A 25,835-nucleotide genomic window follows, 5' to 3' on the forward strand; every position below is an offset into this window, starting at 1 on the left:
TGGACGAACATCTCCTCCACCTCGCGGTGGTCTACGACCAGGACTTCGATCATGTCCTGCTGCGTGCCCATGACGGCCTCCCTCGAAGTTGGCGTGGGTCATGGGGCCCCGCCGCCGTATGGCAGCGACGTTGACGGGGCCTCCCGCTCTCGTGCCCGCTGACAGCGGCTGAAACATGAAACGACTCAGCGGAGCAGGTCGCGGATTCGTGCCGCCGCCGGGTGATCCTGAGGGGCGATGCGGAGGAAGCGTCCCAGGGTCCGGCGGCCCTGCGGCGGGTCCGTCACGAGCTGCGCCGGCAACGCGAGAGCGTGCAGGGGACCGCCTCCGCCCGCACGCTCGCCGCCGCCTCGCTCGAACTCCCGGCCGCGGCTGCCCGCCGGAATCCTGTGGCTCTGGGTGGGCGCCGGCTACCTGGTCACCATCGCCGTCTGGGTGGCGTACATCGGCTGGCGTCTGCGGCATGGGCGGTCATGAGCCGCTGGGCATGCGCGGCGCTCTCCGCGTGACCGCGTAATAGCGATGGGTGCCCAGCGGGGCATACGCCTGGGACTGCCATTCCGCGAGCAGCACGGTGGCGTCGTCCTGGAGCACGCCTTGCTGGTACTGCAGCAGCGCCTGGACCAGCCGGCGCAGCGTTTCGGGGGCTGAGACCTGATCGGCTTCGTGGCGGGCGATGAAGTCCACGAACCGGTCCAGGCCGAACTCGCGGCCGTGCGGGTCCTTGGCCTCGACGACGCCGTCGGTGTAGCACAGCAGCCGGTCGCCCGGCTGGAGCTGGTAGTGGGCCGGGTCCTCGTAGGCGCCCAGCCACAGCCCCATGGGAGGGTCGGGCTCGGTGGCCAGTTCGGCCACCACGTGGCCCTGGCGCAGCAGCAGCGGTGGCGGATGGCCGCGGTTGACCCAGGTGAGCACGCCGGTGCGGATGTCGAGGGTGGCCAAGATGCCGGTGGCGAACTGCGTACGGGCGAACTGCTGGGCGATGGCGCCGTCGATCGCCTCGCCGACGGCGCGCAGGCCGTCGCCGCGCAGGCGGTGATTGCGGAAGGCGCCGATGGCGATGGCGGAGGTCAGCCCGGCGGTGAGGTCATGTCCCATGGCGTCGAAGATCGCCAGGTTCAGCGTGTCACGGGTCAGGGCGTAGTCGAAGGCGTCGCCGCCGATCTGGTAGGCGGGTTCCAGGGCGGCGGTGACGACGATCCGGTCGGTGGCGAAGGTCTTGGCGGGCAGCAGGGACCACAGCACTTCGGCCGACAAGTCCATCGGCCGGTCGCGGACCACGGTGGCGTAGGTGTCGCTGGTGGCTCCTTTGGCGGCTATCACCATGGCCAGCAGGGACGCGAGCCAGTGCGCGCGGCGCCGGGTGTCGTCGTCGTCGACGGGAGCGGTCATGGCCAGGACGCCCATGCGGTCGGTGCCGTCCAGCAGTGGCAGCCACCAGCGCCTGGGGCCGCCCTCGCCGGGGCGTGCCTCGTCGAGCCCCTCCTCATCCGGGTCGGCCGCGCCGGGATCGCGGGTCTTGGTGGAGGAGACCAGGTACAGGCTGCGGTAGGCGCGCCCGGCCAGGGTGGTGTCGATGCGCAGGCGTTGCGGGGGCGAACCGTCGGGCAGGTGCTGGCCGGGCAGCGGCACCAGGTACTGCTGTTGCAGATCGGCCAGATACAGCAGCGGCTCGGAGAAGCCGGCCAGGCCGGCGTAGGCGACGAGCAGCGCGGGCAGGTCGTCCATGGGCGTGAGGTGATGGGCGGCGATCAGGCCTCCGAGCATCTGTTCGCCGTCCCTGTCCATGTGCTGCCTCGCGGGCAGTTCAGGCGTCCTCGCGCTGAGGGTTCTCCAGGCGGAAGAAGTTGCTCTGGGTGCCGTCGCTCTTGGATTCCTGATAGATGAAGTTGAGCCCCCGCTTGTCGAAGGTGTCGAACCACTCTTCCCAGCTCACGTGCCGAAGCTTGTCCCCGCCGCCGTAGCCGGGAAAGTCGAATCGCAGCACGCCCAGGTGATCGCCGTGCTCGGTGCCCTCCACCGTGGCGGCCGTCGCGTCGCGCCCCTCGGCCCAATCTTCTCGTCGTGACATGGCCTGTCCCACCTCCGTGTGGCCCGCCTACCCGTGCCCTGCCACACAAACGGGGTGCGCTGCCCAAGCTTTCTTGGTGATGACCAGGGCCGGGGCTCGGCGCCGTCGCGCTGCGGGACGCGGACGTGGCGCGGCCGTGGCGCCGTTCGGCCGCATGTTGCAACTGGGTGCCGTGCTGGTGAGCGGAGGGGTGGCGCTTTTGGTGGCGATGGTGCGGCCCGGACCGTCGTCAGAACACCTGGGCCAGGCACCCCAGGGCGACGGCCACCACGATCGTGGCCACCGCCAGGACTGTCGCGGATTTCGGTATGCGCAACACGAGCCCCTCCAGTTTCACAGGCAGTACCGAACGAGCCATTCGTCCGAGTCATAGGCGTCCCGCGCGGGGTCCGGCGCGGTGGCCGCGTGCTCTTCGACCGTGTCCTCGAGCCGGACCCGCTCGGGCAGCCGGCCGAAGCGGGCCCGGCGCGCCGCTTCGGCGAGGTCCTGCGTCGCCCGCATGTCAGGCGACTTTCGTGTTGATGGTGACCGGGATGTTGCCGCGGGTCGCCTTGGAGTAGGGGCAGATCTGGTGGGCCGCGGCGCCGAGCTCGTCGGCCGTCTGCTGGTCCACGCCTCCGAGCTCCAGGTTGAGCACGGCGCTGAGGCTGAACTCGCCGTCGTCGCCGTGGTTCAGGGTCACCTCAGCCGTGATGGCCGTGCTCTTCAGCGTGATCTTGCGCTGCGCCGCCGCCCTCCTGACCGCGCCGAGGAAGCAGGAGCCCCAGCCCGCGGCCAGCAGCTGCTCGGGGTTGGTGGCCCCGCCCGCGCCGCCGAGCTGCTTCGGGATGGCGAGCGTGGTGTCGAGGAGGCCGTCGTCGGCCTGGACGCGGCCTCCGTTGCGGCCCTCCCCCGTGACGGTGACGACCCCGGTGTAGCTGACGGCCATGGCTTTTCCCTCCTGGTCAGGTGAACGCGCCACTTGCGCGTCACCGGTTCAACTGGTGACGATATTGGCAGGATCGAGCGTCACCTGTCAAGCCGGTGACGAGTCCACTTCGGAGCGGTGGAACAGGTTCGGGTGCCGTTCGGCCCAGAGCTCTTCCTCCAGGTGGTGGTCTCGCCACTCCTCCGGCGGGTCGGCCAGCCAGTCGTGGCCGAAGATCGTGTACGGGTGGTCCGCGCGCACGCGCTCCACCTCGTACTGGCCCAGATACTCCATCAGCGGCCGCCACCACTGACCGTTCGCGACGACCAGGTACGAGGCCGCCAGCCCCGGCTCGTGCAGCCAGCCGCGCATCATCCGCGCCTGGAAGACGTCCATGACGGGAGACGGCTTGGCCTCGAAGGCCGGGCAGATCAAGTGCCGCGCGATCGCGATGTGCGCCCCCGGGGGCACCGCCCTGCGCCGGCTCACGTCGTGCCAGATGTCGCCCACGACAGGGTCGGCCTCCAGCTCGTCCCGCTCCGGCGCCCGCAGGGTCAGCCAGCTCATGAAAGCCCGCAGCCGGTTGTTCTCGCGGCACCGGAGGAGGAAGAAGGCCTCCGGCTGACGGCCCAGCCAGAACCGGACGGACGCGGCCGTGACCTCACCGCCGCACTCGCGCGCCATGGTGACGAGGTCGTCGTGGTCGGCGGGGGTCGCCTCGGCCACCCGCACATCGGCCTCGCCCACCTTCGAGACGTACCGGCGCACGACCCCGCCGCGCCGGCGCAGATGGCTGATCGTCCGCATGGCCGCCACGCTCGCCCGGGGTTCGCGGGCGTCGCGCAGGAGCTCGTCCATGGCGTAATGGCGGATCCGCCGGTGCATCCGCTCGTAGCCGACGGGGTCCCGCCACCGCAGGTCGTGGTCGAGGGCTTCGCGCAGCACGCCGTTGATGTCCAGGCCGTGAGCGGCGGTGTCGACACATGGTTGCGCCCGGAGCCAGTCGAACAGCTCCGCCGCCCGTCCGCCCGGCACCACGGCGCCGAGGAGATCCTCGGTGGTGTGGCGGGCGTGCGCGCACACGTGCAGCGCCCACCGGTGCGCGTCCGTCGGCACGCTCCCGGCCAGGCGCGCGAGCACGTTGTCGACGACGTGGCGTACGGCGTCACGGCGCGACGGCTGTCCCGTGGCCGACATGCTCCTGCCGACCTCGGCGGCGAGCGACAGGGCGAAGGGGTTGCCGGCGGCGAAGTCCACGATGGACCTCCGCAGGCCGGGGTCGACGCCGCGGGCCTCGACCAGCGCGGTGGACTCCGAGGCGGTGAGGACGTCGAGGTGGCGGATGACGATCGTCCCGGACCAGGCCGGATCGGTGAGCCAGGCGGCGCTCGGCCCGGTCCGGCCCGCCACCACGACGATCGTGTCGGCGGGCAGCCGCCGGAGGCATTCGTCGCGCAGCCACGGTTCGAGGTCCGCCAGTTCCTCGAACGAGTCGATGAGCAGGATCGGGCCGGGTACGCCGGAGAGCTCCTCCGCGAACCGTCCGAGGTGTTCGCGCGCTTGCGTGACCACCGAGCCGTGGAGGTGCCACACCCGCCGGCCCGCGTCGGCGGCGTCGTCGGCGAGCCGGCGCAGCAGTGTCGACTTGCCGATGCCGGCGGGTCCGCGGAAGAAGAGAAGGCCCGGACGTTCGCCACGGCTCTTCTTCAGCAGGTCCTGGAAGGCGGCGCGTTCCGTGTCCCTCCCGACGAACCGCCAATGGGGAGTCTCGTCCGGGGAGCGTACGGCGGGCCGCTCGGCCCATGGCGCGAGGGCGAACCCGTCGTCGTGGTCCGCGTCGGCCCGCAGGATCCGGTCGTGGATCTCCCGCAGCCGCGGCCCCGGGCTGACGCCCAGCTCCTTGCCCAGCAGGTCATAGACCATCCGGTAGACCTCGAGCGCCTCCACCCGCCTGCCGCAGCGGTACAGGGCGAGGAGGTAGATCTCGTACAGCGGCTCTTCGAGCCGGTTCAGCTGGATGAGCAGCGGGATCTCGGCCACCACCTCCGCGTGCTCCCCCCGCTCCAGGCGGAGCTGCAGCAGCTCCTGGGTGGCGAGCAGCTTCAGTTGTTCCAGCCGGAACCGCTCGCATTCGGCGGCCTCGCCCGGCACCCCGGCCAGCGCCGTGCCCGTCCAGAGGCCGAGTGCCTGCTCCAGACGGCTCGCGGCCACCGCGACGCGCCCGCTCGCGCGCTCCTGCCTGGCGGATTCGAGGAGATCGGCGAACTCGGTGGCGTCCAGCGCGCACAGCGACGGGTCCAGCATGTAGCTCCCGGACTGGGAGCTGATCGCCGACTCCAGCCCGCACTCGGACAGCAGCCGCCGGATGCGGGAGATGTAGGTCCGGATGACGGCTTCCCCTGTGGCCGGTGCCCGGTCGCCCCACACACCGGTGATCAGCTCACCCATCCGTACGAAAGTGCCGCTGTTGACCAGCAACAGCATCAGCACGGCCTGTTGTTGCGGTGCGCCGAGATCCAGGCGCGTCTCACCGCAATAGAGGCCGGGCGGCCCGAGAACGGTGAACCTGCAGGGAGCCGAGACGACGTTCGGCTGTCCAATCACGATCGGGCGCTTTCCTTACGAGTGCACAGTGCGGGCCCGCGGTAGTAGATCCCGGCCCGGACCGCCTTCGCGAGCGTCACGTGACGCCGTACGTGTACGTCATCCCGGGACAGCAGGGCCTGAGCCGGGAAAAGTCAGAAAACTCACAGACCACTGACAAGCCGGTCAATGCGCCAAAAACCCCGACGCGGCGTCAGTAGGGTCGGTCAGGGACGCCCGAGTACGGCGTCGGTGACGCTACGTGAGAGGGCGGGGGAACCTCGATGGGTGGGGTGAGCTTTGGGCTACTGGGCCCGATCAGGGTCTGGAGCGGCGGGGAAGAGCTGGACACGGGGTCGCCGCAGCAGCGGGGAGTGCTCGCCCGGCTGCTCCTGAGCCAGGGGCGTCAGGTCACGATCGACGAGATCGTGGGCGCGTTGTGGGGTCGCGAGGCGCCGCGCAGCGCCGTCGTGAGCACCCGTACCTTCATCTCCCGCCTGCGCCGGGTGCTGGCCGACGCCAGTTCGGCAGGACTGGGCACCGAAGCGGAGATCAGGTCGGTGGGCCGCGGTTACCAGTTGGCGGTCGACCCCGGTGCGGTCGACGTGACGGTGTTCCGCCAGGCCACCGCCGCCGCCCGCGAGGCCCGCGAGCAGGGGAAGATCACGGAGGCGTCCGGGCTGCTGCGTGGCGCGCTGACGCTGTGGCGCGGACCGGCGCTCGACGGGATGAGCGGCGCCTTCTTCGAGGGCCGCCGCGCCTGGCTCGAACAGCTGCGCGCCTCGGCCATGGAGGAGCGCTGGGCGCTGGACATCGAACAGGGCGACTGCGGCGACGCGATCGATGGACTGACGCTCGCGACGGCGGCGGAGCCCTATCGCGAGCGGTTGTGGGAGCTGCTGATGTGGGCCTTCGACCGCGACGGCCGCCGCGAGGAGGCTCTGTCGGCCTACCACCGGATCGCCGGGCTGCTGGACGACGATCTGGGCCTGGAGCCCGGCCCCGGACTGCGGAGGATGTACGCGCGGATCAGGACGGCGGCCGACGCCTCACTTGTCTGAGCCGTACGAAGTCGTGAGCACCCGCGCGAGATCGGCCCGGGAGCTCACCCCCAGCTTGGGGAAGATCCGGTGCAGGTGGGTGCTGACGGTCCGGTGGGACAGGTACAGCCGCTGTCCGATCTCCCGGTTGGTCAGCCCCTCGGCGGCCAGCTGCGCGATGCTCAGCTCGTGCGGGGTGAGCTTCTCCCGCGCGTCCGGGTCGCGGTTGGGGCTCGACTCCCCCGCGCCGCGCAGCTCCCGTCGTGCGCGCTCGCCCCATGCGGCCATGCCGAGCGCGTCGAAGGTCTCCCTGGCCGTACGCAGGTGCGTCCGGGACTCCGCGGCCCGGCGCCGCCGCCGCAGCCATTCGCCGAACGCCAGATGGAGGCGTCCGCGCTCGGCGGGCCATCCGGTCAGGTCCGCCCGCAGCGCGGCGGTGAACAGCTCCTCCGCCTCCTCGTCCGGGGCGAGCACGGCACGCGCGTAGCGCAACCCGATGTGCAGCGCCGGTGACGGCGTCGACGCGGCCAGCGGCTCCAGGTCGCGCAGAATGTCCCGCATGGCCTCGGTACGCCCGGCGCGCACGGCGGCCTCGGTGAGCTCCGCGAGGCAGTAGGCGCGCAGGGCCAGCTGGTAGCCGGGGTCCGCGGGATCGAGGATCCGGCTCAGGGCGGCGAACGCGTCGTCGAAACGCCCCTCGCTCAGGGCCGCGAGCCCCCGCGTGAGCTGGACGGTGGCCAGGACGGGCCGGGCGCCGACCGGGAGTGCGACGCGTTCCGCCTCGTCGGCGAGGGTCCCGGCCTGCCCGGTGTCACCCCTCAGCGCGGCGATCTCGGCCTGGACGGCCGTGGCCAGCCCGTACATGAACGGCTGGCCGGTCTCCCGGGCGAACGTGGCGGCCTCCGCCGCGGCCGTCAGGGCCCCGGCCAGGTCGCCGAGCCGGGCCCGGCTCCACGCCAGAACGGCCAGCGCCCGGGGCAGCAGGCCGAGCCGCCCCTGGGCGCGCAGGGCGGGCGCGGCCGCCGCGGAGAAGCGGGCGGCCAGGTCGAACGCCCCGACCTGCAGCGCCGCGCTGCCCAGGTAACGATCAACCTCCGGGTCGGCGCCGGCCACGGCGGCCAGTTCGCGCAGCCTGTCGAGCGTGGTGCCGCCCCGCTCGAACGGCGCGACGTACGCGGCGACCGCGACCAAGCGCGGATCGCCGGCGGGAACGGGCAGCCCGTCGGCCACGTCCAGCAGCGCACGCCGGGCGGCCGGGCCCGGTTCGGACCAGAAGCAGCGCATGGCGGCGCCCCACAGGATCCGGACAGCCGGCTCGACCTGCCCGTCGGCGGCGACCGAAGCGGCCAGCTCGGCCAGCTCCGGCACCCGGGAGAGGTCCTCGCGCACGCCGTCCTCGAAGCTGCTGAGCAACCACGCGGCGGTGGCCCGCCGGCGCGGCGAGAGTTCGAGTGCCTGCGCGTCGCGCACCAGACGCTCGGACGTGCCGCGGCTGCCGGACTCGACCGCGAGCTCGGCCGCTCCCAGCAACCTGTCCGCCTTCCGATCCGGTACCTCGCTCAGCCGGGCCGCCTGCTCGAAGGCCGCGATCGCGGCGGCGACGCCGCCCCGGCGCCGGGCCCGGTCGGCCGCGCGATCCAGCTCGGCCGCCACCGCCTCGTCGGCTCCGGACGTCGCGGCGGCCCGGTGCCATGCCCGCCGGTCCGGCTGGTCGCGCAGCGTCTCGGCGAGGGCCAGGTGGGCCTGCCTGTGTTCGGCGAGCGCCGAAGCAGCCGGGATGGCCGACCGCATCAGGGGATGGCGGAACCGCACCGCGCCGATGCCGAGCTCGATCAACCGGACCTCGACGGCCGGTGCGAGGATCTCCAGCTCGGCCGCCGACCCCAGGATCAGGCCCGTGGCCGCGAGCGTCTCGGAGACCGAATCGCTCTGGTTGAGCGCCGCGACCAGCAGCGCGGTGCGGGCCGGCACCGGCAGGGCGGCGACCCGGGCGGTGAACGCGCGCTCAAGCCGCTCGCTCAGCGGCAGCATCGGACCGCGCTCGCCGTGGTCTCCCCCGGCCACCGGCAGCTCGGTCAGCGCCAGCGGGTTCCCGGCGGCCTCCGCCAGCAGCCGCGCCCGGACCTCCGGGGTGAGGCCGGGAGCGATCGAGTCCAGGAGCTCGTCGGCGACGTCGTCGGAGAGGCGGCCGACGGGCATCGGGGACAGCCCGGCGTCCTGCAGGTGAGAATGCTCGCCTTCCCTGAGGGTCGCGACCATGCCGATGGGCTCGGACTCGATCCGGCGCGCCACGAAGGCGAGGATGTCCGCGCTGGCGCGGTCGAGCCAGTGCACATCCTCCGCGACGACCAGCAGCGGCTGGACGGCGGCCGTCTCGGCCAGCAGGGTCAGCGTGGCGAGGCCGACGAGGTACGCGCTGGGTTCGGCCCCCTCCGCCAGGCCCAGCGCGCAGCGCAGGGCGTCGCGCTGCGGGGCCGGCAGCGCGTCCACGCCTGCCCGGACCGGGTACAGCAGTTGGTGCAACCCGGCGAAGGCGAGGTGCTGCTCGGCCTCCACGCCGGTCGTCGTCAGCACGCGCAGGCCCGCGGCCGACGCCGCCGAAACGGCCTCCGCCACGAGCGCGGACTTCCCGATGCCGGTCTCCCCCCGCATGAGAACGCCGCTGCGCGCCGCAGGGTCGTCGATGAGCTCGGCCAGGGCCTTCAGCTCGGCTTCCCGTCCAAAAAGGCGCATGGTGCGGCGCTCCTCCCCTCGGTGGCCTCGGCCGGCTCCCCCAGCCGTTCGAGTCCCGCCGCGACCCTACCGAAAACGCCCCGGTACGATACCCCGTGCATTCGGACGTATACGTCCGGGACGGACGCCTGCCTCGGGCGCCAACCATTCGTCAACGTGACCTCCTCCCGCGGCTTCTACGCTCCCCGGCATGTCGACCAACACCGAGATCGCGGCCGTCACCGAGACCCGCCTCATCCACGCCTTCCACCGGCGCGCCACGACGTTGTTGTCGGAGGCCGCCCTCAAGCCCTCCGTCCCCCTCGGGGCCCTGGCCGAGCTGCGCGAGTTCCTCGTCAAGAACTTGCGCCACCATCACGAGACCGAGGACCACCAGCTGTGGCCGATGATCGCCGCGGTGGCGCCGGAGGCGGCGGAACGGTTCGCCGTCCTGAGCGAGGAGCACGACGACCTCGACATCGCGCTCGACGCCCTCGGCGCGGTGCCGATCCGCGAGGACGGCGACCGCCCGGGGCTGCGGCGGGCGGCCGAAGCGGTACGGGACCTGGTGCATCGGCATCTCGAGCACGAGGAGCCGCTGCTGTTCCGGGCGTTGCGCGAGCACATCTCGCCGGACGAGTGGGCCGCCTTCTCGCGCGCGACCGTCGCGAGCTCGCCGGCCGAGGCGGCACACCTGATCGTGGGATTCCTCGACGAGGTCGGCACGCCGGAGGAGGTCGCGCTCGTCCTGTCCGGCCTGCCGGAGCCCGCGCAGCAGTTCGTGCCCGCGATGCGCGAGCAGGCGCGTGCCGCCCTCGCGGTCCTGTCCGGCGCCACGGAAGGCTGAACGCACATGACGCTCGGACTCGCGGTGCCCTTCGTCGATCCGGCCGCGCTGGTCGCGTGGGCGCGGCGCGCGGACGCCGGCCCGTACGCCCGGATCGGCGTGCCGGACCGGATCGTGTACAACAATCCCGAGATCATGGTCACGCTGGCCGCGATGGCGGCGGTGACCGAGCGGATCCGGGTGCAGTCGGAGGTGCTGCTCGCGCCCCTGCGCGACCCGGTGCTGCTGGCCAAGCAGAGCGCGACCCTCGACCGGTTGTCCGGTGGCCGCTTCACCCTGGGTCTCGGGGTCGGCGCGCGGGAGGACGACTTCCAGGCCGTGGGCGCCGATCACGCCACCCGGGGGCGGCGGATGGACGAGCAGCTGGCGACCATGCGCCGGGTCTGGGCCGGCGAACCGGTCGCACCGGGCATCGGGCCGGTCGGTCCGTCCCCGGTGCAGCAGGGCGGTCCCGAACTCCTCTTCGGCGGTTTCACGCCGCCGGCGCTGGCCCGGGTCTCCCGCTGGGGCTCCGGCTACATCTGCCCGGCTCCGCCGGGATACGCGGGGGCGTTGTTCGAGCTGGTCAGACGGCAGTGGAAGGACGCCGGCCGGGCGGGCGAACCGCTGCTCGTCGGCCAGATCAACGTCGCGCTGGGGCCGGAGTTCACCGTGTCGGACGCGCGGGCGTCGCTGCTGCGCTATTACGGGTTCGCGCCGGAGCTCGCCGCGCAGTCCGCGCAGGGGATGGCGACCACCGCCGCGGAGATCCGGGAGACCGTCGCCGCGTACCGGGACCTCGGGGCCCACGAGGTGATGCTCAGCTGCTGGTCGGATGACATCGAGCAGATCGACCGGCTGGCGGATCTGCTGGCCTGAGCAGCCCGGCCATGGCTTGTATGCGCGTTGTCTGCGGTTCGTATGCAGGCGGTGCCTAGGGTCGTACCGGGGCGGGTTTGCCCGGCCGTGCCGTACGGGAAGGAGACCCATGACCATCACCGTCACGGGGTCAGCGCGCCCGCGGAACGCCGACGCCGCGCAGCAGTGTTTCGACCACGATGTCGGCGGCCTGCGCGGCGCTCAGCTCGGGCAGGTCCTCGGCGGCGTGCACCATCAGCGGCGGCAGGACCGTGGCCACCCAGCCGGGCGGCAGGTCGGAGCGCAGCAGGCCCTCGTCGGCGGCGCGCCGCAGGAAGGCGTCGACCTCGTCGATTAGGCCGCGGCGGCGCTCGCGGAGCGTCACCTCGCGGAGCATGCGGCTCGTTTCCACGGGCCATTTGCGGTTGACGGCGATGATGCCCTCGACGTAACGGTGCAGCGCCACCGCGACCGGGGCCTCGCTCAGCCGGGCCGCCTCGATGGCCTTCTCGACCGCGTCGTAGCGGGCTCCGTAGACGGCGGCCATGAGATCTTCACGGGAGGCGAAGCGGCGGTAGACCGTGCGGCGGTCCACCCCCGCCGCGGCGGCGATGGCGGCGATGGTCGCCGAGGGGTCGTCGGCGAGCATGCGGGCGCCTGTGCTCAGGACGCGTTCGAGGTTGCGGGTCGCGTCTGCTCTCACCCGCCCCAAGATACCTCTGTCGCGTGGCATATGAAGCAAATTAGTGTCACATTAGTGAGGCAGTTAGTTGTATGGGAGTGGGGGAAGCGTGGAGTCGCTCGTCTCGACAATGGTGGGCCGGGATGGCGTCCAAAGGGAGTTGTCCGCGTTCATGGCGGCCGCCGGGGGGCAGGCCCTCATCCTCAGGGGCGAGACCGGGGTCGGCAAGAGCGCCCTGCTCGACCACGTGGCCGGCCTCACGGGCCCGGAGCGGCACCGCGTGATCCGCGCCGCCGGGGTCGAGGCGGAGACGGAACTGCCGTTCGCCGGCCTGCACCAGTTGCTCTATTCGCTGCTGCCCCACTCGGCCGGGCTCGACGAGGGCCACCGGGCCGTCTTCGACGTCGTCTTCGGGCTGCACGAGGGCACGGCGCCGTCGGTCATGTCCCTCGGCATCGCCGTGCTCGACCTGCTGTCCCTGGCGGCGTCGGAGAAACCGCTGCTGCTGTTGCTCGACGACGGTCAGTGGATGGACGCCTCCAGCGCCGAGGTGTGCGGGTTCGTGGGGCGCCGGCTCAGCGGGAGCTCCGTGAAGATGCTCATCGCCGTACGGTCCGACGTCGGCTCGCGGTTCGACACGGCCGCGCTTCCCGAGCTGCCCGTGGCGGCCCTGTCGGAGGAGGCCGCCGGGCAGCTCCTGGACCTCCGCCATCCGCAACTCGACGCGCCCACCCGGCGCAACGTCCTGGAGCACGCCATGGGCAACCCCCTGGCGATCCTGGAGCTGCCCGCCTACCTTGACGGCGGCCATACCGGCGACCTCGGATTCGGCAACATCCCGCTGTCGCGCCGCCTGCAGCACGTCTACGGCATCCGCATCGAACGCCTGGCCGGTCCCGTACGAGAAGAACTGCTGCGCGGCGCCCTCGACGGCGTCGGGGCGGGACCGTCCGGCAACCGCGCCCCCGGCGCCCGCTACCGCATGCGCGAGGCCGACGAGGCGGTCGCGGCCGGCCTCCTGGACACCGACCCCGCCACCGGCGACCTCGTCTTCCGGCACCCGCTGGTCCGCGCCACCGTCGTTCAGCTGGCGACCCCCAACCAGCGCCGGGCAGCGCACGCCGAGCTCGCGCGGGTGCACCGCGACGACGTCGAGCGGCGCGCCCGCCACCTGGCGGCCTCGGCCGTGGATCCCGACGAGGAGGTGGCCGCCGCGCTGGAGGCCGCGGCCGACTCGGCGACCCGGCGCGGCGGCGCGGTCGCGGCCGTGGCCTGGCTGACCCGCGCGGCGGAGCTGAGCGAGACCCCCGCCGACCGCTCCAGGCGGCTCGGCGACGCCGCCTTCATCGCCGGGCATGCCGCGCTCCTGGAGCAGGCGCAGAAACTCGTCCGCTCGGACCTGCTGCCGGGCGGGAGCGAGTCCCCCGCCACGGTGGTCACCTCGGCGTACGTGGCCCTGTACGAAGACGGCGACGTACGCTCCGCGCATCGCCACGTCGCGGCGGCGATCGAGAGCCTGCGGGAAGACGGCGCGCACGAACCCCCCGAAGTGCTCACCCGGCTGGTCAACGTGCTGCTGGCCATCAGCCAGTACGCCGGCGACGCCGCGCTGTGGGAGCGCACCGAGCAGCTCATGGACTCTCTGGGGGACCGGGTCGACCTCCGCTCGGCGATCTACCGCGACGCGTGGAGCGACGTCGTCCGTCACGGCGCGGGCGTGCACGAGCGCGTCGAGCGCGCGTTCGCCGACGGCTCGGAGCTGGAGCCGTGGGACGTCTCGCGCCTGTCCGTGGCCGCCTACCACGTCGACACGCTGCGCCAGTACCGCCCCTACCTGCAGCGCGCCGTCGACCGTGAGGTGGAGACCGGCGCCGTGGCCACCGGTATGACCATGCTGCACCTGATCATGCTCGACCAGCTGGCCGCCGGCGAGTGGGACGACGCCGAACGGACGGGACAGCGCGCCCTGGAGCTGACCACGTCCCATGGACACGCGCTGTTCGCCCACCAGACCCGTGCCTACCTCGGGCTCCTGGCCGCCCTGCGCGGCCAGGTCGAACAGGCCCGCGAGGCGCAGGCCGTCCTGGAAGCCTGGGCCCGCCCGCGCGGCGTGGGGTTCCTGACCCAGATCGCCGACGCCATCGGCACGGCGGCGGCCCTGAGCGAGGGCGACTACGAGGCCGCCTACCTGTACGCCATCGGCATCACGCCGCCCGGATCGTTCGAACGCTGCGCCCATCAGGCCTCGCGCACGCTGCTCGACCTGGTCGAGGCCGCCGTGCACACCGGACGCCTGGAGCAGGCCCGCCGGCACGCCCAGGCGGCCTCCGACGCGGACCTGCCCGGCGTCTCCCCCCGGCTGGCCCTCATCACCTACGGCGCCCTGGCGATGACGGCCGCCGAGGAGAAGGAGGCCGAGGACATGTACGCCCTGGCCGAGGCCCACCCGGCCGCAGCCGGTTTCCCGTTCGAGCTGGCGCGCATCCGCCTGGCCCACGGCGTCCGGCTCAGGCACACCCAGGGTCCCAAGGCCGCACGGCCCGTCCTGGTCCGGGCCGCCGAGTCCTTCGAACGGCTCGGCGCCACCGGCTGGGCCGAGCGCGCCCAGGCCGAGCTGCGCGCCTCAGGGACGCCCGCCCGGGCCTCGCTGTCGTACCTGACCGCGCTGACCTGGCAGGAGCGCCGCATCGCCGAGCTGGCCGCGAGCGGGCTGACGAACAAGGAGATCGGCGCACGCATGCACCTGTCGCCGCGCACCGTCAGCTCCCATCTCTACCGCGTCTTCCCGAAGCTGGGCATCACCTCGCGGGCCGCGCTGCGCGACGCTCTGGGCAAGGCCGGGGACGTGTGACCCCTCCTCACCACTTCGACGGATCGGCGGACACCCCTCGCTCGGCGAGCCAGACCAGCACATAGTCGACGACCGCCCGCCAGCCGCTGTCGACGACCAGCGAATGGGCCCGGTCCGGGAACTGCTTGAGGCTGCTCGTGGCCGTCGAGTCGCCGTACAGCTTGTACACGGCCCGGGTGACGTGGTCGGGCACCAGCCGGTCCTCCTGCCCCGAGATCAGCAGCAGCGGGCCGCGGCGGGCGTTGCCGTGGTCCACGACCGCCCGCGGGTGCCGTACGGCGCCGCCGTGTCCCAGCTCGGCCAGCAGCCGGCGCGGCCCCGGGATCACGTGGCGCTCGAACAACTCGGCCGACTCCTGCTCGGTGACCGCGTTGGCGAACAGCCGCCGGAACCTCTCAGCGTCCATCGACACCGGCCACGGCTCCCCGGAGGCCGGGCAGGTCGCGTGGTCGACCGGGGCGGGGGCGATGGCGACCGCGGCGCGGCCCGCGTTCGCGCCGAGGAGGTGCTGCGCGATGAGCCCGCCCACCGAGTGGCCGACGATCACGGGCGGGGTGTCGAACGAACGGACGATGCGCGCGTAGTGGTCCGTGAGCGCGTCGAGCCCCAGCTCGTGGAGCGTTTCGGGATTCCGGCGGGCCTCGCCCACCGTGGCGGGCTCTCCCGGCCAGCCCGGCGCGTGGACGGCGAACCCGAAACTGGAGAAGCGCTGGTTCCATGACTCCCACGACGACGCGTGGAGCCACGCGCCATGGATGAAGACGATGGGAGTGGGGCTCACGGATCCTCCAGCTCGTACGGGCCGTGGATCAAGAATCGTCCAGAGGTGCGTGGGCGGGAACAGTCGAATGACTTAACGTTCCTCTTCGCCGTGCTTCGCCGGCCCGGAGGGTTTCGCGTGGCCCGTTCGCCGTGTCTCACCGTCATGTGACTGATGTGCTGTATTCTCCCTGCCCGAAACAGTGGGAGATGTCGCATTCCCACTATTTCGACACGGAGGATTCCACATGATCAACAGGCGCACCTTCGGCAAGGTCCTCGGTCTCGCGACCGTCGCCTCGCTGGCGGGCCCGGCCGCCTCCGCCGCCACGACGTCGCAGGCCGCCTCGTTCGCCTCCTTGAAGCAGGTCAAGGCCGGACTGCTGGACATCGGTTACGCCGAGGCGGGGCCGGCCCACGGGCCCGTGGTCATCTGCCTGCACGGCTGGCCGTACGACATCCACAGCTTCGTCGACGTCGCCCCGCTGCTGGCAGCGCAGGGCTACCGGGTGATCGTGCCCTACCTGCGCGGTCACGGCACGACGCGGTTCCTGTCCGCGAAGACGTTCCGCAACGCCCAGCAGTCGGCGATCGCGCTCGACATCATCGCCCTGATGGACGCCCTCAAGATCGAAAAGGCGGTTCTCGCCGGCTTCGACTGGGGGTCGAGGACCGCCGACATCATCGCGGCCCTGTGGCCGCAGCGGTGCAAGGCGCTGGTGTCGGTGAGCGGCTACCTCATCACGAACCTCGAGGCCAACCTCAGCCCGCTGCCGCCGAAGGCCGAATACGCCTGGTGGTACCAGTACTACTTCGCCACCGAGCGGGGCAAGCTGGCCATGGAGAACAAGGACAAGCGCCACGACCTGACCCGGCTCGTCTGGGACACCGTCTCCCCGACGTGGGACTTCGACGACGCCACGTTCGAGCGCACGGCCGCGGCCTTCGAGAACCCCGACTACGCCGCCATCGTGATCCACAACTACCGGTGGCGGCTGAGCCTGGCCGACGGGGAGCGCCGTTACGACGGCCTGGAGAAGCGGCTCGCCGCACGCCCGGTCATCAAGGTGCCGACCATCACCCTGGACGCCGAGCGCGACCCCTTCACGGCGCCGGGCGACGGCTCGTCGTACCGGGAGATGTTCACCGGCGCCTACGAACACCGCACCCTGGCGGGCATCGGCCACAACCTGCCGCAGGAGGCGCCCGCCGCCTTCGCCAAGGCCGTCGTGGACGTGGACCACTTCTGACCGAAACGCCGAGACAGCCTGCCGGATTCGATCCGGCAGGCTGTCGGCGTGTTCGCGCTGGTTCCGTCAGACGGTCTGCGTCCGCGGCGAGCGGGCACGCCAGGCCAGCAGCCCGGCCTGGATGATGAAGAACACGCCGCCGCCGGTGGCATAGACCGACAGCACGTCGAGCGAGGCACCCTCCCCGAGGGCCTGGATGTTGTAGAAGATGCCCACGAGGAACGACAGCCCGCCCGCGATCAGTATCGGCCACTGCTTGCCCAGCTCCGGGCCGCGCCGCCGGAGCCCGACCAGCACCTGCGCCGCACCCGAGACGACGGCCCAGGCGCCGAACACGTGCAGCACCGCCGCCACCCCGCCCATCCCCGCGATGCCTACGGCGACGGCGGCCAGGGTGCTGAGCACCCCGTTGAACAGCGTCAGGCGGCGCTCCGACCCGTCAGGCAGCGCACGCAGGTCGATCAGCGACGACACCGCGTCGATCAGCGGATAGACGACCAGCAGGGCGATCGCGAGGGCGTCGATGGGGTCGTGCGCCAGGGCGAACACGGCGGCCCACGCCACGGCCAGGACGCCACGGCCCAGGTACAGCTTCAGCAGGGGTGAGGCTTTCATGATGGGGGCCTTTCCAGAAGTCAGTGCCGGGCGGGGGCGCAGTAGTAGCTGCCGGCGACAGCCGGGTCGCCGTGGCCGGAGTAGCGGGAGACGAGCGGGTACCGGCACAAATCGCGCGTCACCGTCTTGCCGGACGAGTCCGTGATGGCGGCGTGCAGCGTCTGCGGGGCCTTGCCCTGCTCGACCCAGGCCGTCAGGGCGCCGAGAGCGTCGGTGGGCTTCGGACCGGTGCTCGTGTCGCCGGCGCAGTGGGCGACGCCCGGCGCCAGGAACAGCCGGTAGAAGTCGTCGACCCGGCTCGCACCGCCCATGGCCAGCTCCACCCGCCGGCGGTAGTCCACGGTGCCCTGGGCGGGAATCAGCTGGTCAGCGGCTCCGTGCCAGGTGAGGAGCTTGCCGCCGGACCTGCGGAACGCCGACAGGCCGGGGTCGTCGGTGCCGATGATCGCGTCGTACTCGGTCTGGGACTGCTCGAAGAGCTTGGCGAACTCGGCGTAGGTGATCGTCGTGAGGTCGTACGAGGGCTGCCGCTTCAGGAACGTCGCGACCCAGGCGGCCGGCACGGGGAACGGCGCGCCCACGCGGTCACCGTTGTCGTCGACGCGGGTGCCGGCGAGGTCGAAGCCGGCGCCGATCGGGATGCCGGCCCACAACTTCCTGCCGGACGGGGTGTGGGGGCCGGCCCAGATCTTGCGTACGACGGCGGCGTCGGCCGCGGTGATGGTCTCCTGCTCACCGTCGCATTCGACGCTCTTGCCGATGAGCTGCCGCGGGTCGAAGGCGCACGTGGCGGGGTCGCCGATCAGCCCGTCGGGAGCGCCGTCGAGCGGGTCGCAGGCCTTGACGGCGGCCGCGTTGAAGGCGTTGAACTTGCAGGGGGAGGGGAAGGTGTTCTCCTCGTTCATCACCACCTGCGGCCACAGGGTCGCGACCTCGAACTCGTCCCAGTTGATCGCCGGCGCGGTGGCCAGGATGCCGTCGAAGTCGTCGGGGTGGCGCTGGGCCTCCATGTAGCCCTGGCGGCCGCCGGTCGAGCAGCCGTTCCAGTACGAGTAGGAGACGGGCCTGCCGTAGACCTCGTTGACGACCTGCTTGCCGACGACCGCCATCTCGTGCTGGGACCGGTCGGCGAAGTTCTTCAGCAACGGCGTGTTGACCTCGCCGTCGCTGTTCAGGGCCCAGCCGGTGTCCAGGTACGTGCTGACACCGGCGTCGGTGGTAGCGGCGGCGTAGCCGCTCTTGATCGCGCCGGCCAGGCCCGCGCCGTAGTCGCCGGCGGCGAAGGCGCTGCCGCCCACCGCCTGGAAACGGCCCGTCCAGCCCGTCTCGGGCAGCCAGACCCGCACCTTGGCGTGGTCGCCGACACCCGGGTGGGTGAGCGTGACCGTGACATCGCAGTAGGCCGGCACGTCCGGGATCTTCACCACTTCGGTGAACGGCGGCACGGGCTGGATGGTCAAGGTGCCCCCCTCCTGGCGCACCGCCGTCACGGACTCCACCGCGGTGCCGGACGGGGCGTTCACGGAGATGGACGAGCACGTGAACGGGGTGGCGGCAGAGCTCGCGGTGCTGGCCGAGGCCGCGGCCGGCAGGCACGCCGCCACTGCCACTCCGGTCGCGAAGATCATCAGAAGACGTTTCATGACGTTCACTGTCGTTTCGCGACCGGCACCGGCACATCAGTCAGTTGACGGTCAGCACCGACGGGCCGCTCCGCACGCAGGTCGGCGGCCTGCCTGCGGGGGGGATCCGCGCAGTGCCGCCGGTCGAGTGGCCCAACGCGCCGAGGCGCGCGGAATGACTGACCGTCATGTGACGGATGTGACCGCGATCCTTCCCGGACGAGAGTGCTTGCACCAGATCAGCAACCTTCGCGAAGCATCCTGAAAGGGGAAAATCGTGGTCAGCATCAAAGGTGGCGGCAGACGGCGGCTCATGTTGGGCGCCCTGTCGACGGTCGCGATCGCTCTCCTCCCTGCCGCCACCGCCTCCGCCGCCTCCGGCGCGGAGAAGCCCGCAAAGCCGACCATCGTGCTGGAGCACGGCGCCTTCGCCGACGCCTCCAGCTGGAACGCGGTGATCGAAGTGCTGCGCGCGGACGGCTACCCCGTCGTCGCCGCGGCCAACCCGCTGCGCGGCCCGGCCAACGACGCCGCCGCGCTCCGCAGCGTCCTGGACCACGTCTCCGGGCCCAAGATCCTCGTCGGGCACTCGTACGGCGGCACGGTCATCACCGTCGCCGGCGCGAACGACCCCGAGGTCAAGGCCCTCGTGTACGTCGCCGCCTTCCTGCCCGCCCCCGGCGAGACCGCCCTGGAGCTGACGAACAAGTACCCCGGCTCCACCCTCCCCGGCACCCTCGACCCCGCACCCTTCACCCTCCCCGACGGCACCAGCGGAACCGACCTGTACATCAAGCAAGGCAAGTTCCACCACCAGTTCGCCGCCGACGTGCCGGCCGACACCGCGGCCCTCATGGCCGCCACCCAGCGGCCCATCGCGCAGTCGGCCCTGGAGGAGAAGACCGAGGTCGCCGCCTGGAAGGACAAGCCCTCCTGGGCCGTCATCACGACCCAGGACCTCAACATCCCCGTCGAGGTCCAGCGCTACATGGCCAAGCGCGCCCACGCGCACTCCATCGAGGTACGCGCCTCCCACTCCGTCGCCGTCTCCCAGCCCAAGACCGTGGCCGGGGTCATCGAAAAGGCCGCGCACGCCGCCCGCTAGCACCGAAAGAGAGATCACGACCATGGACATGAAGCTCGAAGTCGTCGTCCTGCCCGTCTCCGACGCCGACCGCGCCAAGGACTTCTACACCCGGCAGCTGGGCTTCCGCCTCGACGCGGACTTCCCCATCAAGGACGGCTACCGGATCATTCAGGTCACTCCCCCCGGCTCCGCCTGCTCGATCATCTTCGGCGACGGCCTCACCGACGCCGAACCCGGCACGGTCCAGGGGCTGCACCTGATCGTCTCCGACATCGAGCAGGCCCACAAGGAGCTGACCAGCCAGGGCGTCGACGTCACCGGCCCGTTCCACGACGCCACCGGCGCCTTCCACCAGGCCGACGAGGCCGGCCGTGTCATGGGCGCGCACCCGCAGCGTGCCAGCTACGGCTCCTTCGCCTCGTTCGCCGACCCCGACGGCAACCGCTGGTTCCTGCAGGAGATCACCGTACGGCTGCCCGGCCGCTGACCGGCGGTTTCCCCGAGACACGGCCACATCATGGAGGACCAGTGACCACCGAAGAAACCCGTACCTATGACGTGGTCGTGATCGGGGCCGGTCCGGTCGGCGAGAACGTCGCCGACCGGACCGCCGCCGCCGGCCTGAGCACCGTCATCGTGGAGAGCGAGCTCGTCGGGGGCGAATGCTCATACTGGGCGTGCGAACCGAGCAAAGCCCTGCTGCGGCCCGCGCTCCTGCGTGCCGACGCTGGCCGGGTACCCGGCCTGGCCCCGGCCGCCGCCGGACCGCTGGACACCGCCGCCGTGCTGGCGCACCGCGACCGCATGTCCGCCCACTGGAACGACGACGGCCAGGTCGAATGGCTCAAGACAGCCGGCATCGAACTCCAACGCGGCCACGGCCGCCTCGACGGGCCACGGCGCGTGACCGTGACCACCCCCGACGGCGGCACCGTCCACCTGCGGGCCCGGCACGCCGTGGCCGTCTGCACCGGCAGCGGCGCCGCTCTCCCCGACCTGCCCGGGCTCGCCGCCCTGCGCCCCTGGACCAGCCGCGAAGCCACCAGCGCCCGGCGGCCGCCCGGACGGCTCGTCGTCGTCGGCGCCGGGGTCGTGGCCACCGAGATGGCCACGGCCTGGCAGGCTCTCGGCACCGAGGTCACCCTCCTCGCGCGCGGCAGTCGCCTGCTGCCGCAGCTGGAACCCTTCGCCGGCGAACTCGTCGCCGACCGACTGCGCGAGGCGGGCGTCGACCTGCGCTTCGGCGTGACCGTCGCCACCGCCGAACGCACGGACGGCGAGGTCCACATCACCCTCACCCCTTCCGACGACGGCCGGCTCACCTCTCCCGACGGCAACCGGCTCACCGCTTCCGGCGACAGCCGGCTCACCGCGGACGAGATCCTCTTCGCCATCGGCCGCACGCCCCGCACCGGCGACATCGGCCTCGAGAGCGTCGGTCTGCCCCCCGGGGACTGGCTGACCACCGACGACACCCTCACCGTCACCGCCGTCCCCGGCGACTGGCTCTACGCCGTGGGCGACGTCAACCGGCGGGCCCTGCTCACCCACCAGGGCAAGTACCAGGCCCGCATCGCCGGCGCCGTCATCGCCGCCCGGGCCTGCGGCACCCCGCTCGACACCGGACGCTGGAGCCCGCACGCCGACACCGCGGCCGTACCCCAGGTCGTCTTCACCGACCCCGAGATCGCCAGTGTCGGCCTCACCACCATCGAGGCCAGGCGCACCGGCCGCCGCGTCCACGTCGTCGACTACGACCTCGGCCACGTCGCCGGAGCCCTCCAGCACGACCCGGCCTACCGCGGCAGGGCCCACGCCCTCATCGACCCCGACCGCCGCACCGTCGTCGGCGCCACGTTCGCCGGATCGGGCGTCGCCGAGCTCCTCCACTCCGCCACCGTGGCGATCACGGGCGAAATCCCCGTCGAACGCCTCTGGCACGCCGTACCGCCCTTCCCCACCATCAGCGAGGTGTGGCTGCGCCTGCTCGAGACGTACCGAGACCAGTCACACTAACGCGGACCTTAGATTTGTAACTGCTACATTGATGAGGCAGTTAGACGACATCGACCAAAGGAAGCACCCATGGCCAGGACATGGCTCATCACCGGATCGTCACGCGGCTTCGGCCGCCACCTCACCGAAGCGGTCCTCGAAGCGGGCGATCAGGTCGTCGCCACCGCCCGCAGTCCCAAGCAGCTCGACGACCTGGTGGCCCGCCACGGCGACCGGATACGAGCGATCGCGCTCGACGTCACCGACGCCGCCGCGGCCTCCCGGGCGGTCAAGGAGGCCGTCGACGCCTTCGGCAGCGTCGACGTGGTGGTCAACAACGCCGGCTACGGCAACAGCGCACCGATCGAGGAGATGGCCGAGGACGACTTCCGCGCCCAGATCGAAACCAACCTGTTCGGCGTCGTGAACGTCACCCGGGCCGCCCTGCCCGTCCTGCGCAACCAGCGCTCAGGGGTCTTCGTGCAGTTCTCCTCCATCGGCGGGCGCGTCGGCGGCACCCCCGGGATGGGCGCCTACCAGACCGCGAAGTTCGCCGTCGAAGGGTTCTCCGAAGTCCTCGCCAGTGAGGTCGCGCCCTTCGGCATCAAGGTCGTCATCGTCGAGCCGGGCGCGTTCCGTACCGACTGGCAGGGCCCCTCCATGGAGATCCACCCCGTCGGCCCCGACTACGAGCAGACCGTGGGCGTCATCCACCGCTACCGGCGCGACACCGACGGCACCCAGCCCGGCGACCCCGCCCGCGCCGCCAGGATCATCATCGACGTCGCCCGCCACGACGACCCGCCACGACGGCTCCTCCTCGGCAGCGACGCCGTCGCCACCGCCCAGAAGGCCGCCGAGATCCGCGCCGCCGAAACCGAGAAGTGGGCCGACGTCAGCCGCTCGGCCGACTTCCCCGCCGACGAACGCTAGGAGCCTGCGATGGATCCCCGAACCTGGCTCATCACCGGCGCGTCAAGCGGCCTCGGACACGCTCTCGCCGAACACGTCCTCGCCCGAGGCGACCGGGCCGTCATCACCGCCTCCAGCACCAAGGCCACCACCGAACTGGCCTCCCGCCACCCGCGCACCGCCCTGGCCCTCCCTCTCGACGTGACCGACCCCCAGCAGCGCGAGAACGGCGTCAAGAAGGCCGAAGAACACTTCGGCGGCATCGACATCCTGGTCAACAACGCCGGCATCGACTTCATCGGCGCGTTGGAAGAGCAGGACGAGAACGACTACCGCAAACTGTTCGAGGTCAACTTCTTCGGCGCCGTGGCCCTCACCCGGCTCGTCCTGCCCGGCATGCGCGCCCGAGGACGCGGCACCATCGTCAACGTCTCCTCGATGGACGGCCTGGCCAGCCTTCCCGCCAACGGCTATTACTCCGCCAGCAAATTCGCGCTCGAAGGCTTCACCGAAGCCCTCTGGCAGGAGATCGAACCCCTCGGCCTGAACGCGATGGTCATCCAGCCGGGCTCCTTCCGTACCGGCATCGAACACCGCACCAAGGCCTCCGGCACCCCCATCGACGCCTACCACGCGACAGCCGGTGCGTTCCGGAACATGATGGGCACCCTCACGCCCGAAATGTTCCCCGGCGACCCCGCCCGGGCGGCGAAGGTGATGTACGAGGCGGCCACCTCCGAGCGCCCCCGCCACTGGATCGTGCTCGGCAGCGACGCCCACCGCAGGATCGACGCCAAGCTCAACCAGCTCCGGGCGGAGTTCGACGCGGGCAGGCAGGTCGCGCTCAGCACCGATTTCCCGGGAAGTGCCGAGCACGCGGTCCTGTGACCGCTGCCCGATCAGCTCGGCCGCGGCGATGATCCGGCCCCCGGGCGCGCGGCCGGCGGGGGTGGCGGCAGGGCGAGGACCGCGCGGACGGCGACCTTCAGACGGTCTCGGCTGTCAGCCCCGATCACGGGCCGGCCGTCCGCGGTCGGGCCCGCCAGCGCCCGCCGGAACACAGCGGTCGGCAGGTCGACCACGCACAGCGTCACCACCTCGACGCTCGCCCCGTCGGCACGATCCCACAGCGCCCGCGACAGGCGGGTCAGCAGCGCCACCAACCGCTTGTCCAGGGCGAACATCTCCTCGGCCAGCTCCTGCGGCACCTCGGGACCGAGCAGCTGGTCACGGCGGACCGCCACGAGCATCCGGGCCGCGGCGGGCCGGCGGTCGGCGAACACCGCGGGTGCGCTCGCCACCGCCGCCACCGCCTCGACTGCCGCCTCGCGATCGCCCCCTTGCACCGCGTCGGCCAGCTCGACCTGCAGATTGAGGAAATCTCCAGCGGCCCTCAGCCACAGCCGCCCGAGCAGCACCGGCAACGACCCGAACGCGTGGTAGATCACCCCGTTCGACACCCCGGCGGCCGTCGCCAGCGCTCGCACCGTGAACCGCTCCGGACCGCCGTCGGCCACCAACTGCTCGGCGACGTCCAGCAACCGGTCGAGATCATGAACTCGAGGGCGAGGCATGCCCTCAATCATAACAGAGCACACGCTCCAGAATTGCCGGCCGTCATACCGTGGCGTCCACGCGGGCGCGGCTGCCGGCCCAGATCCGGCCGAGTTGAACGACGCTCATGCCGAACATCAGGACGCCCAGCGGGACGTGAAGGGTCTTCACGTGCGCTATGCCCAGCGCCACCTGCGCCGACGTGATCAGCAAGAAGCCGGCCGCGTACAGGATGGGCCTGGGCGAGCCGCCACCCGGCCGCCACACCAAGATCGCGACCACCAGGTGCAACACCGTCACGATGAACGTCGCGTACGCTCCAGCACTGTGCAGTACCCCACCCCCGGGCGTGGACAACAGCAGCCCCGCAGTGATCGCCTGGACGAAGACGGCCAAGGTTTGCAGAGTGATCGCGATCCGCAGGAACATGAGGTTCTTGGACAAGGGGCTTCCCTTCTCGATACCGGTGTCTCGGCAGTCCGACGACACGACCGCCGGGAACGTGAGGTCAGGCGACTCGACGACCTCACATTCCGAGGCGTTGTCTCGTCTGTCCGGGTGAGGGCAGAAACGACCGAGGAGCCGGCGACACCATGACCACCCCATCCGAGCCAGGCATCGACCCGAGCCTGAGCGTGATCATGAGCGAGCGGCGTCAGCTGATCAATCTCGCCTACCGTCTCCTCGGCTCCCTGGCCGACGCCGAGGATGTCGTGCAGGAGACCTACGCCCGCTGGTACGCCATGACCCCGCAGCAGCAGGAAGCCATCCAGTCCCCCGGCGCCTGGCTGACGACGGTCGCCAGCCGCATCTGCCTCGACGTGCTCGGCTCGGCACGCGCGAGGCGCGAGCGCTACGTGGGCGAATGGATCCCCGAGCCGCTGCCCAAACCTTCGGAGTGGGTCACCGCCGATCCGGCCGACCGCGTCACCCTCGACGAGTCGATCAACATGGCCTTCCTGGTCGTGCTCGAGTCGATGACCCCGGCCGAGCGCGTCGCGTTCATCCTGCACGACGTCTTCCGCTACTCCTTCGCCGAAGTGGGGGAGATTGTCGGCCGTTCGCAGGTGGCATGTCGCCAGCTGGCCTCCTCGGCCCGCCGTCGTCTTCGCACGTCACAGGCTCCCGCGGCTCCGGCGGCCCGGCCCGGCATCGTCAGTGACTTCAAGCAGGCGTGGGAGGCCAAGGACATCAAAGCCCTCATCGGCCTCCTCGATCCCGACGCCACGGCGGTCATCGACGGCGGCGGCCTCGTCAGCGCCGGACTCCGCCCGATCGAAGGTAGCGAGCAGATCGCCCGCTACCTCCTCGCCATCGCCGGAATGTCACCCGGCCTGACGCTCCTGGAGCGTACGGTCAACGGTCAGCCCGGTCTGGTGGCCCAGCAGGACGGCGTGACCGTGACGGTGGCGGCGTTCGACGTCACGGGCGACCGGATCAAGCAGATCTGGGCGGTACGCAATCCCGAGAAGCTCCGGCCCTGGACGGTGCAGCCGCAGCCCTAGGACCGG

Annotated in this window: 23 protein-coding genes; 11 read left to right on the forward strand and 12 right to left on the reverse strand. The window is 71.7% G+C overall.

Annotated elements, in window-relative coordinates:
- Nucleotides 1-471 precede the first annotated feature (471 nt).
- The 5 genes from ACIBI9_RS40830 to ACIBI9_RS40850 all read right to left on the reverse strand — a co-directional run bounded on the left by ACIBI9_RS40830 (nucleotide 472) and on the right by ACIBI9_RS40850 (nucleotide 5,582).
- Nucleotides 472-1,788 (reverse strand): PP2C family protein-serine/threonine phosphatase, encoded by a 1,317-nt coding sequence (locus ACIBI9_RS40830; RefSeq protein ID WP_397230649.1) that lies wholly within the window; start codon nucleotides 1,786-1,788, stop codon nucleotides 472-474.
- A gap of 19 nt (nucleotides 1,789-1,807) precedes the next feature.
- Nucleotides 1,808-2,071, reverse strand: coding sequence for a hypothetical protein (locus tag ACIBI9_RS40835; protein WP_397230651.1), 264 nt, complete (start codon nucleotides 2,069-2,071; stop codon nucleotides 1,808-1,810).
- 333 nt (nucleotides 2,072-2,404) lie between these two features.
- Entirely contained in the window at nucleotides 2,405-2,572 is a 168-nt protein-coding gene (locus tag ACIBI9_RS40840) for a hypothetical protein (RefSeq protein ID WP_397230653.1), read from the reverse strand.
- A 1-nt stretch (nucleotide 2,573) separates the two neighbouring features.
- Nucleotides 2,574-2,999 (reverse strand): organic hydroperoxide resistance protein, encoded by a 426-nt coding sequence (locus ACIBI9_RS40845; protein ID WP_397230655.1) that lies wholly within the window; start codon nucleotides 2,997-2,999, stop codon nucleotides 2,574-2,576.
- Between the two features lie 87 nt (nucleotides 3,000-3,086).
- Nucleotides 3,087-5,582: a BTAD domain-containing putative transcriptional regulator gene (locus ACIBI9_RS40850; protein WP_397230657.1), complete on the reverse strand. Its 2,496-nt coding sequence runs from the start codon at nucleotides 5,580-5,582 to the stop codon at nucleotides 3,087-3,089.
- Nucleotides 5,583-5,854: 272 nt separating this feature from the next.
- On the opposite strand from ACIBI9_RS40850, the gene ACIBI9_RS40855 reads away from it, so the two are divergent.
- Complete coding sequence (locus tag ACIBI9_RS40855; RefSeq protein ID WP_397230659.1) at nucleotides 5,855-6,622, forward strand: BTAD domain-containing putative transcriptional regulator; 768 nt, start codon at nucleotides 5,855-5,857, stop codon at nucleotides 6,620-6,622.
- Here ACIBI9_RS40855 and ACIBI9_RS40860 read toward each other — a convergent pair.
- Complete coding sequence (locus tag ACIBI9_RS40860) at nucleotides 6,611-9,334, reverse strand: AAA family ATPase (protein ID WP_397230661.1); 2,724 nt, start codon at nucleotides 9,332-9,334, stop codon at nucleotides 6,611-6,613. The two genes, ACIBI9_RS40855 and ACIBI9_RS40860, sit on opposite strands and share 12 nt — an antisense overlap.
- Before the next feature lie 190 nt (nucleotides 9,335-9,524).
- Between ACIBI9_RS40860 and ACIBI9_RS40865 the strand changes: the two genes are divergently transcribed.
- Nucleotides 9,525-10,160: a hemerythrin domain-containing protein gene (locus tag ACIBI9_RS40865; protein WP_397230663.1), complete on the forward strand. Its 636-nt coding sequence runs from the start codon at nucleotides 9,525-9,527 to the stop codon at nucleotides 10,158-10,160.
- A gap of 6 nt (nucleotides 10,161-10,166) precedes the next feature.
- Complete coding sequence (locus ACIBI9_RS40870; protein WP_397230665.1) at nucleotides 10,167-11,018, forward strand: LLM class flavin-dependent oxidoreductase; 852 nt, start codon at nucleotides 10,167-10,169, stop codon at nucleotides 11,016-11,018.
- Nucleotides 11,019-11,148: 130 nt separating this feature from the next.
- Here the strand turns inward: ACIBI9_RS40870 and ACIBI9_RS40875 are convergent, their stop codons facing one another.
- On the reverse strand, nucleotides 11,149-11,700 hold the full coding sequence (locus tag ACIBI9_RS40875; protein WP_397230667.1) for a TetR/AcrR family transcriptional regulator: 552 nt from the start codon (nucleotides 11,698-11,700) through the stop codon (nucleotides 11,149-11,151).
- 109 nt (nucleotides 11,701-11,809) lie between these two features.
- On the opposite strand from ACIBI9_RS40875, the gene ACIBI9_RS40880 reads away from it, so the two are divergent.
- On the forward strand, nucleotides 11,810-14,530 hold the full coding sequence (locus ACIBI9_RS40880) for a LuxR C-terminal-related transcriptional regulator (protein WP_397231013.1): 2,721 nt from the start codon (nucleotides 11,810-11,812) through the stop codon (nucleotides 14,528-14,530).
- Nucleotides 14,531-14,537: 7 nt separating this feature from the next.
- Here ACIBI9_RS40880 and ACIBI9_RS40885 read toward each other — a convergent pair whose 3' ends face one another.
- On the reverse strand, nucleotides 14,538-15,311 hold the full coding sequence (locus ACIBI9_RS40885; protein ID WP_397230669.1) for an alpha/beta hydrolase: 774 nt from the start codon (nucleotides 15,309-15,311) through the stop codon (nucleotides 14,538-14,540).
- A 226-nt stretch (nucleotides 15,312-15,537) separates the two neighbouring features.
- Here ACIBI9_RS40885 and ACIBI9_RS40890 point away from each other — a divergent pair, with 226 nt between their 5' ends.
- Nucleotides 15,538-16,539 carry an alpha/beta fold hydrolase gene (locus tag ACIBI9_RS40890; protein ID WP_397230671.1) on the forward strand — a complete coding sequence of 334 codons (1,002 nt, stop codon included), beginning with the start codon at nucleotides 15,538-15,540 and terminating at the stop codon, nucleotides 16,537-16,539.
- Between the two features lie 66 nt (nucleotides 16,540-16,605).
- Here ACIBI9_RS40890 and ACIBI9_RS40895 read toward each other — a convergent pair whose 3' ends face one another.
- Nucleotides 16,606-17,154 (reverse strand): DUF308 domain-containing protein, encoded by a 549-nt coding sequence (locus ACIBI9_RS40895; RefSeq protein ID WP_397230673.1) that lies wholly within the window; start codon nucleotides 17,152-17,154, stop codon nucleotides 16,606-16,608.
- Between the two features lie 20 nt (nucleotides 17,155-17,174).
- Nucleotides 17,175-18,797 carry a tannase/feruloyl esterase family alpha/beta hydrolase gene (locus ACIBI9_RS40900; RefSeq protein ID WP_397230675.1) on the reverse strand — a complete coding sequence of 541 codons (1,623 nt, stop codon included), beginning with the start codon at nucleotides 18,795-18,797 and terminating at the stop codon, nucleotides 17,175-17,177.
- A gap of 256 nt (nucleotides 18,798-19,053) precedes the next feature.
- Here ACIBI9_RS40900 and ACIBI9_RS40905 point away from each other — a divergent pair, with 256 nt between their 5' ends.
- The 5 genes from ACIBI9_RS40905 (at nucleotide 19,054) to ACIBI9_RS40925 (ending at nucleotide 23,658) form a co-directional block, all read left to right on the forward strand.
- Nucleotides 19,054-19,881, forward strand: coding sequence for an alpha/beta fold hydrolase (locus ACIBI9_RS40905; protein WP_397230677.1), 828 nt, complete (start codon nucleotides 19,054-19,056; stop codon nucleotides 19,879-19,881).
- A 28-nt stretch (nucleotides 19,882-19,909) separates the two neighbouring features.
- Entirely contained in the window at nucleotides 19,910-20,350 is a 441-nt protein-coding gene (locus ACIBI9_RS40910; protein WP_397230679.1) for a VOC family protein, read from the forward strand.
- Between the two features lie 41 nt (nucleotides 20,351-20,391).
- Complete coding sequence (locus ACIBI9_RS40915; RefSeq protein WP_397230681.1) at nucleotides 20,392-21,879, forward strand: dihydrolipoyl dehydrogenase family protein; 1,488 nt, start codon at nucleotides 20,392-20,394, stop codon at nucleotides 21,877-21,879.
- Between the two features lie 69 nt (nucleotides 21,880-21,948).
- Nucleotides 21,949-22,791 carry an oxidoreductase gene (locus ACIBI9_RS40920; protein ID WP_397230683.1) on the forward strand — a complete coding sequence of 281 codons (843 nt, stop codon included), beginning with the start codon at nucleotides 21,949-21,951 and terminating at the stop codon, nucleotides 22,789-22,791.
- A gap of 9 nt (nucleotides 22,792-22,800) precedes the next feature.
- Nucleotides 22,801-23,658, forward strand: coding sequence for an SDR family NAD(P)-dependent oxidoreductase (locus tag ACIBI9_RS40925; protein WP_397230685.1), 858 nt, complete (start codon nucleotides 22,801-22,803; stop codon nucleotides 23,656-23,658).
- Between the two features lie 11 nt (nucleotides 23,659-23,669).
- Here ACIBI9_RS40925 and ACIBI9_RS40930 read toward each other — a convergent pair whose 3' ends face one another.
- Together ACIBI9_RS40930 and ACIBI9_RS40935 are read right to left on the reverse strand one after the other, a co-directional pair.
- Complete coding sequence (locus ACIBI9_RS40930) at nucleotides 23,670-24,344, reverse strand: helix-turn-helix domain-containing protein (protein WP_397230687.1); 675 nt, start codon at nucleotides 24,342-24,344, stop codon at nucleotides 23,670-23,672.
- 43 nt (nucleotides 24,345-24,387) lie between these two features.
- Nucleotides 24,388-24,768, reverse strand: coding sequence for a hypothetical protein (locus tag ACIBI9_RS40935; RefSeq protein ID WP_397230689.1), 381 nt, complete (start codon nucleotides 24,766-24,768; stop codon nucleotides 24,388-24,390).
- A gap of 149 nt (nucleotides 24,769-24,917) precedes the next feature.
- On the opposite strand from ACIBI9_RS40935, the gene sigJ reads away from it, so the two are divergent.
- Nucleotides 24,918-25,829: an RNA polymerase sigma factor SigJ gene (gene sigJ, locus ACIBI9_RS40940; protein ID WP_397230691.1), complete on the forward strand. Its 912-nt coding sequence runs from the start codon at nucleotides 24,918-24,920 to the stop codon at nucleotides 25,827-25,829.
- Nucleotides 25,830-25,835 lie beyond the last annotated feature (6 nt).

Source organism: Nonomuraea sp. NPDC050451 (genome assembly GCF_044458585.1).

Coding starts and splice junctions, on each gene's coding strand:
- ACIBI9_RS40830 (WP_397230649.1), bottom strand. CDS start 1,788: ATGGACAGGGACGGCGAACAGATGCTCGGAGGCCTGATCGCCGCCCAT.
- ACIBI9_RS40835 (WP_397230651.1), bottom strand. CDS start 2,071: ATGTCACGACGAGAAGATTGGGCCGAGGGGCGCGACGCGACGGCCGCC.
- ACIBI9_RS40840 (WP_397230653.1), bottom strand. CDS start 2,572: ATGCGGGCGACGCAGGACCTCGCCGAAGCGGCGCGCCGGGCCCGCTTC.
- ACIBI9_RS40845 (WP_397230655.1), bottom strand. CDS start 2,999: ATGGCCGTCAGCTACACCGGGGTCGTCACCGTCACGGGGGAGGGCCGC.
- ACIBI9_RS40860 (WP_397230661.1), bottom strand. CDS start 9,334: ATGCGCCTTTTTGGACGGGAAGCCGAGCTGAAGGCCCTGGCCGAGCTC.
- ACIBI9_RS40865 (WP_397230663.1), top strand. CDS start 9,525: ATGTCGACCAACACCGAGATCGCGGCCGTCACCGAGACCCGCCTCATC.
- ACIBI9_RS40870 (WP_397230665.1), top strand. CDS start 10,167: ATGACGCTCGGACTCGCGGTGCCCTTCGTCGATCCGGCCGCGCTGGTC.
- ACIBI9_RS40880 (WP_397231013.1), top strand. CDS start 11,810: ATGGTGGGCCGGGATGGCGTCCAAAGGGAGTTGTCCGCGTTCATGGCG.
- ACIBI9_RS40890 (WP_397230671.1), top strand. CDS start 15,538: ATGATCAACAGGCGCACCTTCGGCAAGGTCCTCGGTCTCGCGACCGTC.
- ACIBI9_RS40895 (WP_397230673.1), bottom strand. CDS start 17,154: ATGAAAGCCTCACCCCTGCTGAAGCTGTACCTGGGCCGTGGCGTCCTG.
- ACIBI9_RS40900 (WP_397230675.1), bottom strand. CDS start 18,797: ATGAAACGTCTTCTGATGATCTTCGCGACCGGAGTGGCAGTGGCGGCG.
- ACIBI9_RS40910 (WP_397230679.1), top strand. CDS start 19,910: ATGAAGCTCGAAGTCGTCGTCCTGCCCGTCTCCGACGCCGACCGCGCC.
- ACIBI9_RS40920 (WP_397230683.1), top strand. CDS start 21,949: ATGGCCAGGACATGGCTCATCACCGGATCGTCACGCGGCTTCGGCCGC.
- ACIBI9_RS40925 (WP_397230685.1), top strand. CDS start 22,801: ATGGATCCCCGAACCTGGCTCATCACCGGCGCGTCAAGCGGCCTCGGA.
- ACIBI9_RS40930 (WP_397230687.1), bottom strand. CDS start 24,344: ATGCCTCGCCCTCGAGTTCATGATCTCGACCGGTTGCTGGACGTCGCC.
- sigJ (WP_397230691.1), top strand. CDS start 24,918: ATGACCACCCCATCCGAGCCAGGCATCGACCCGAGCCTGAGCGTGATC.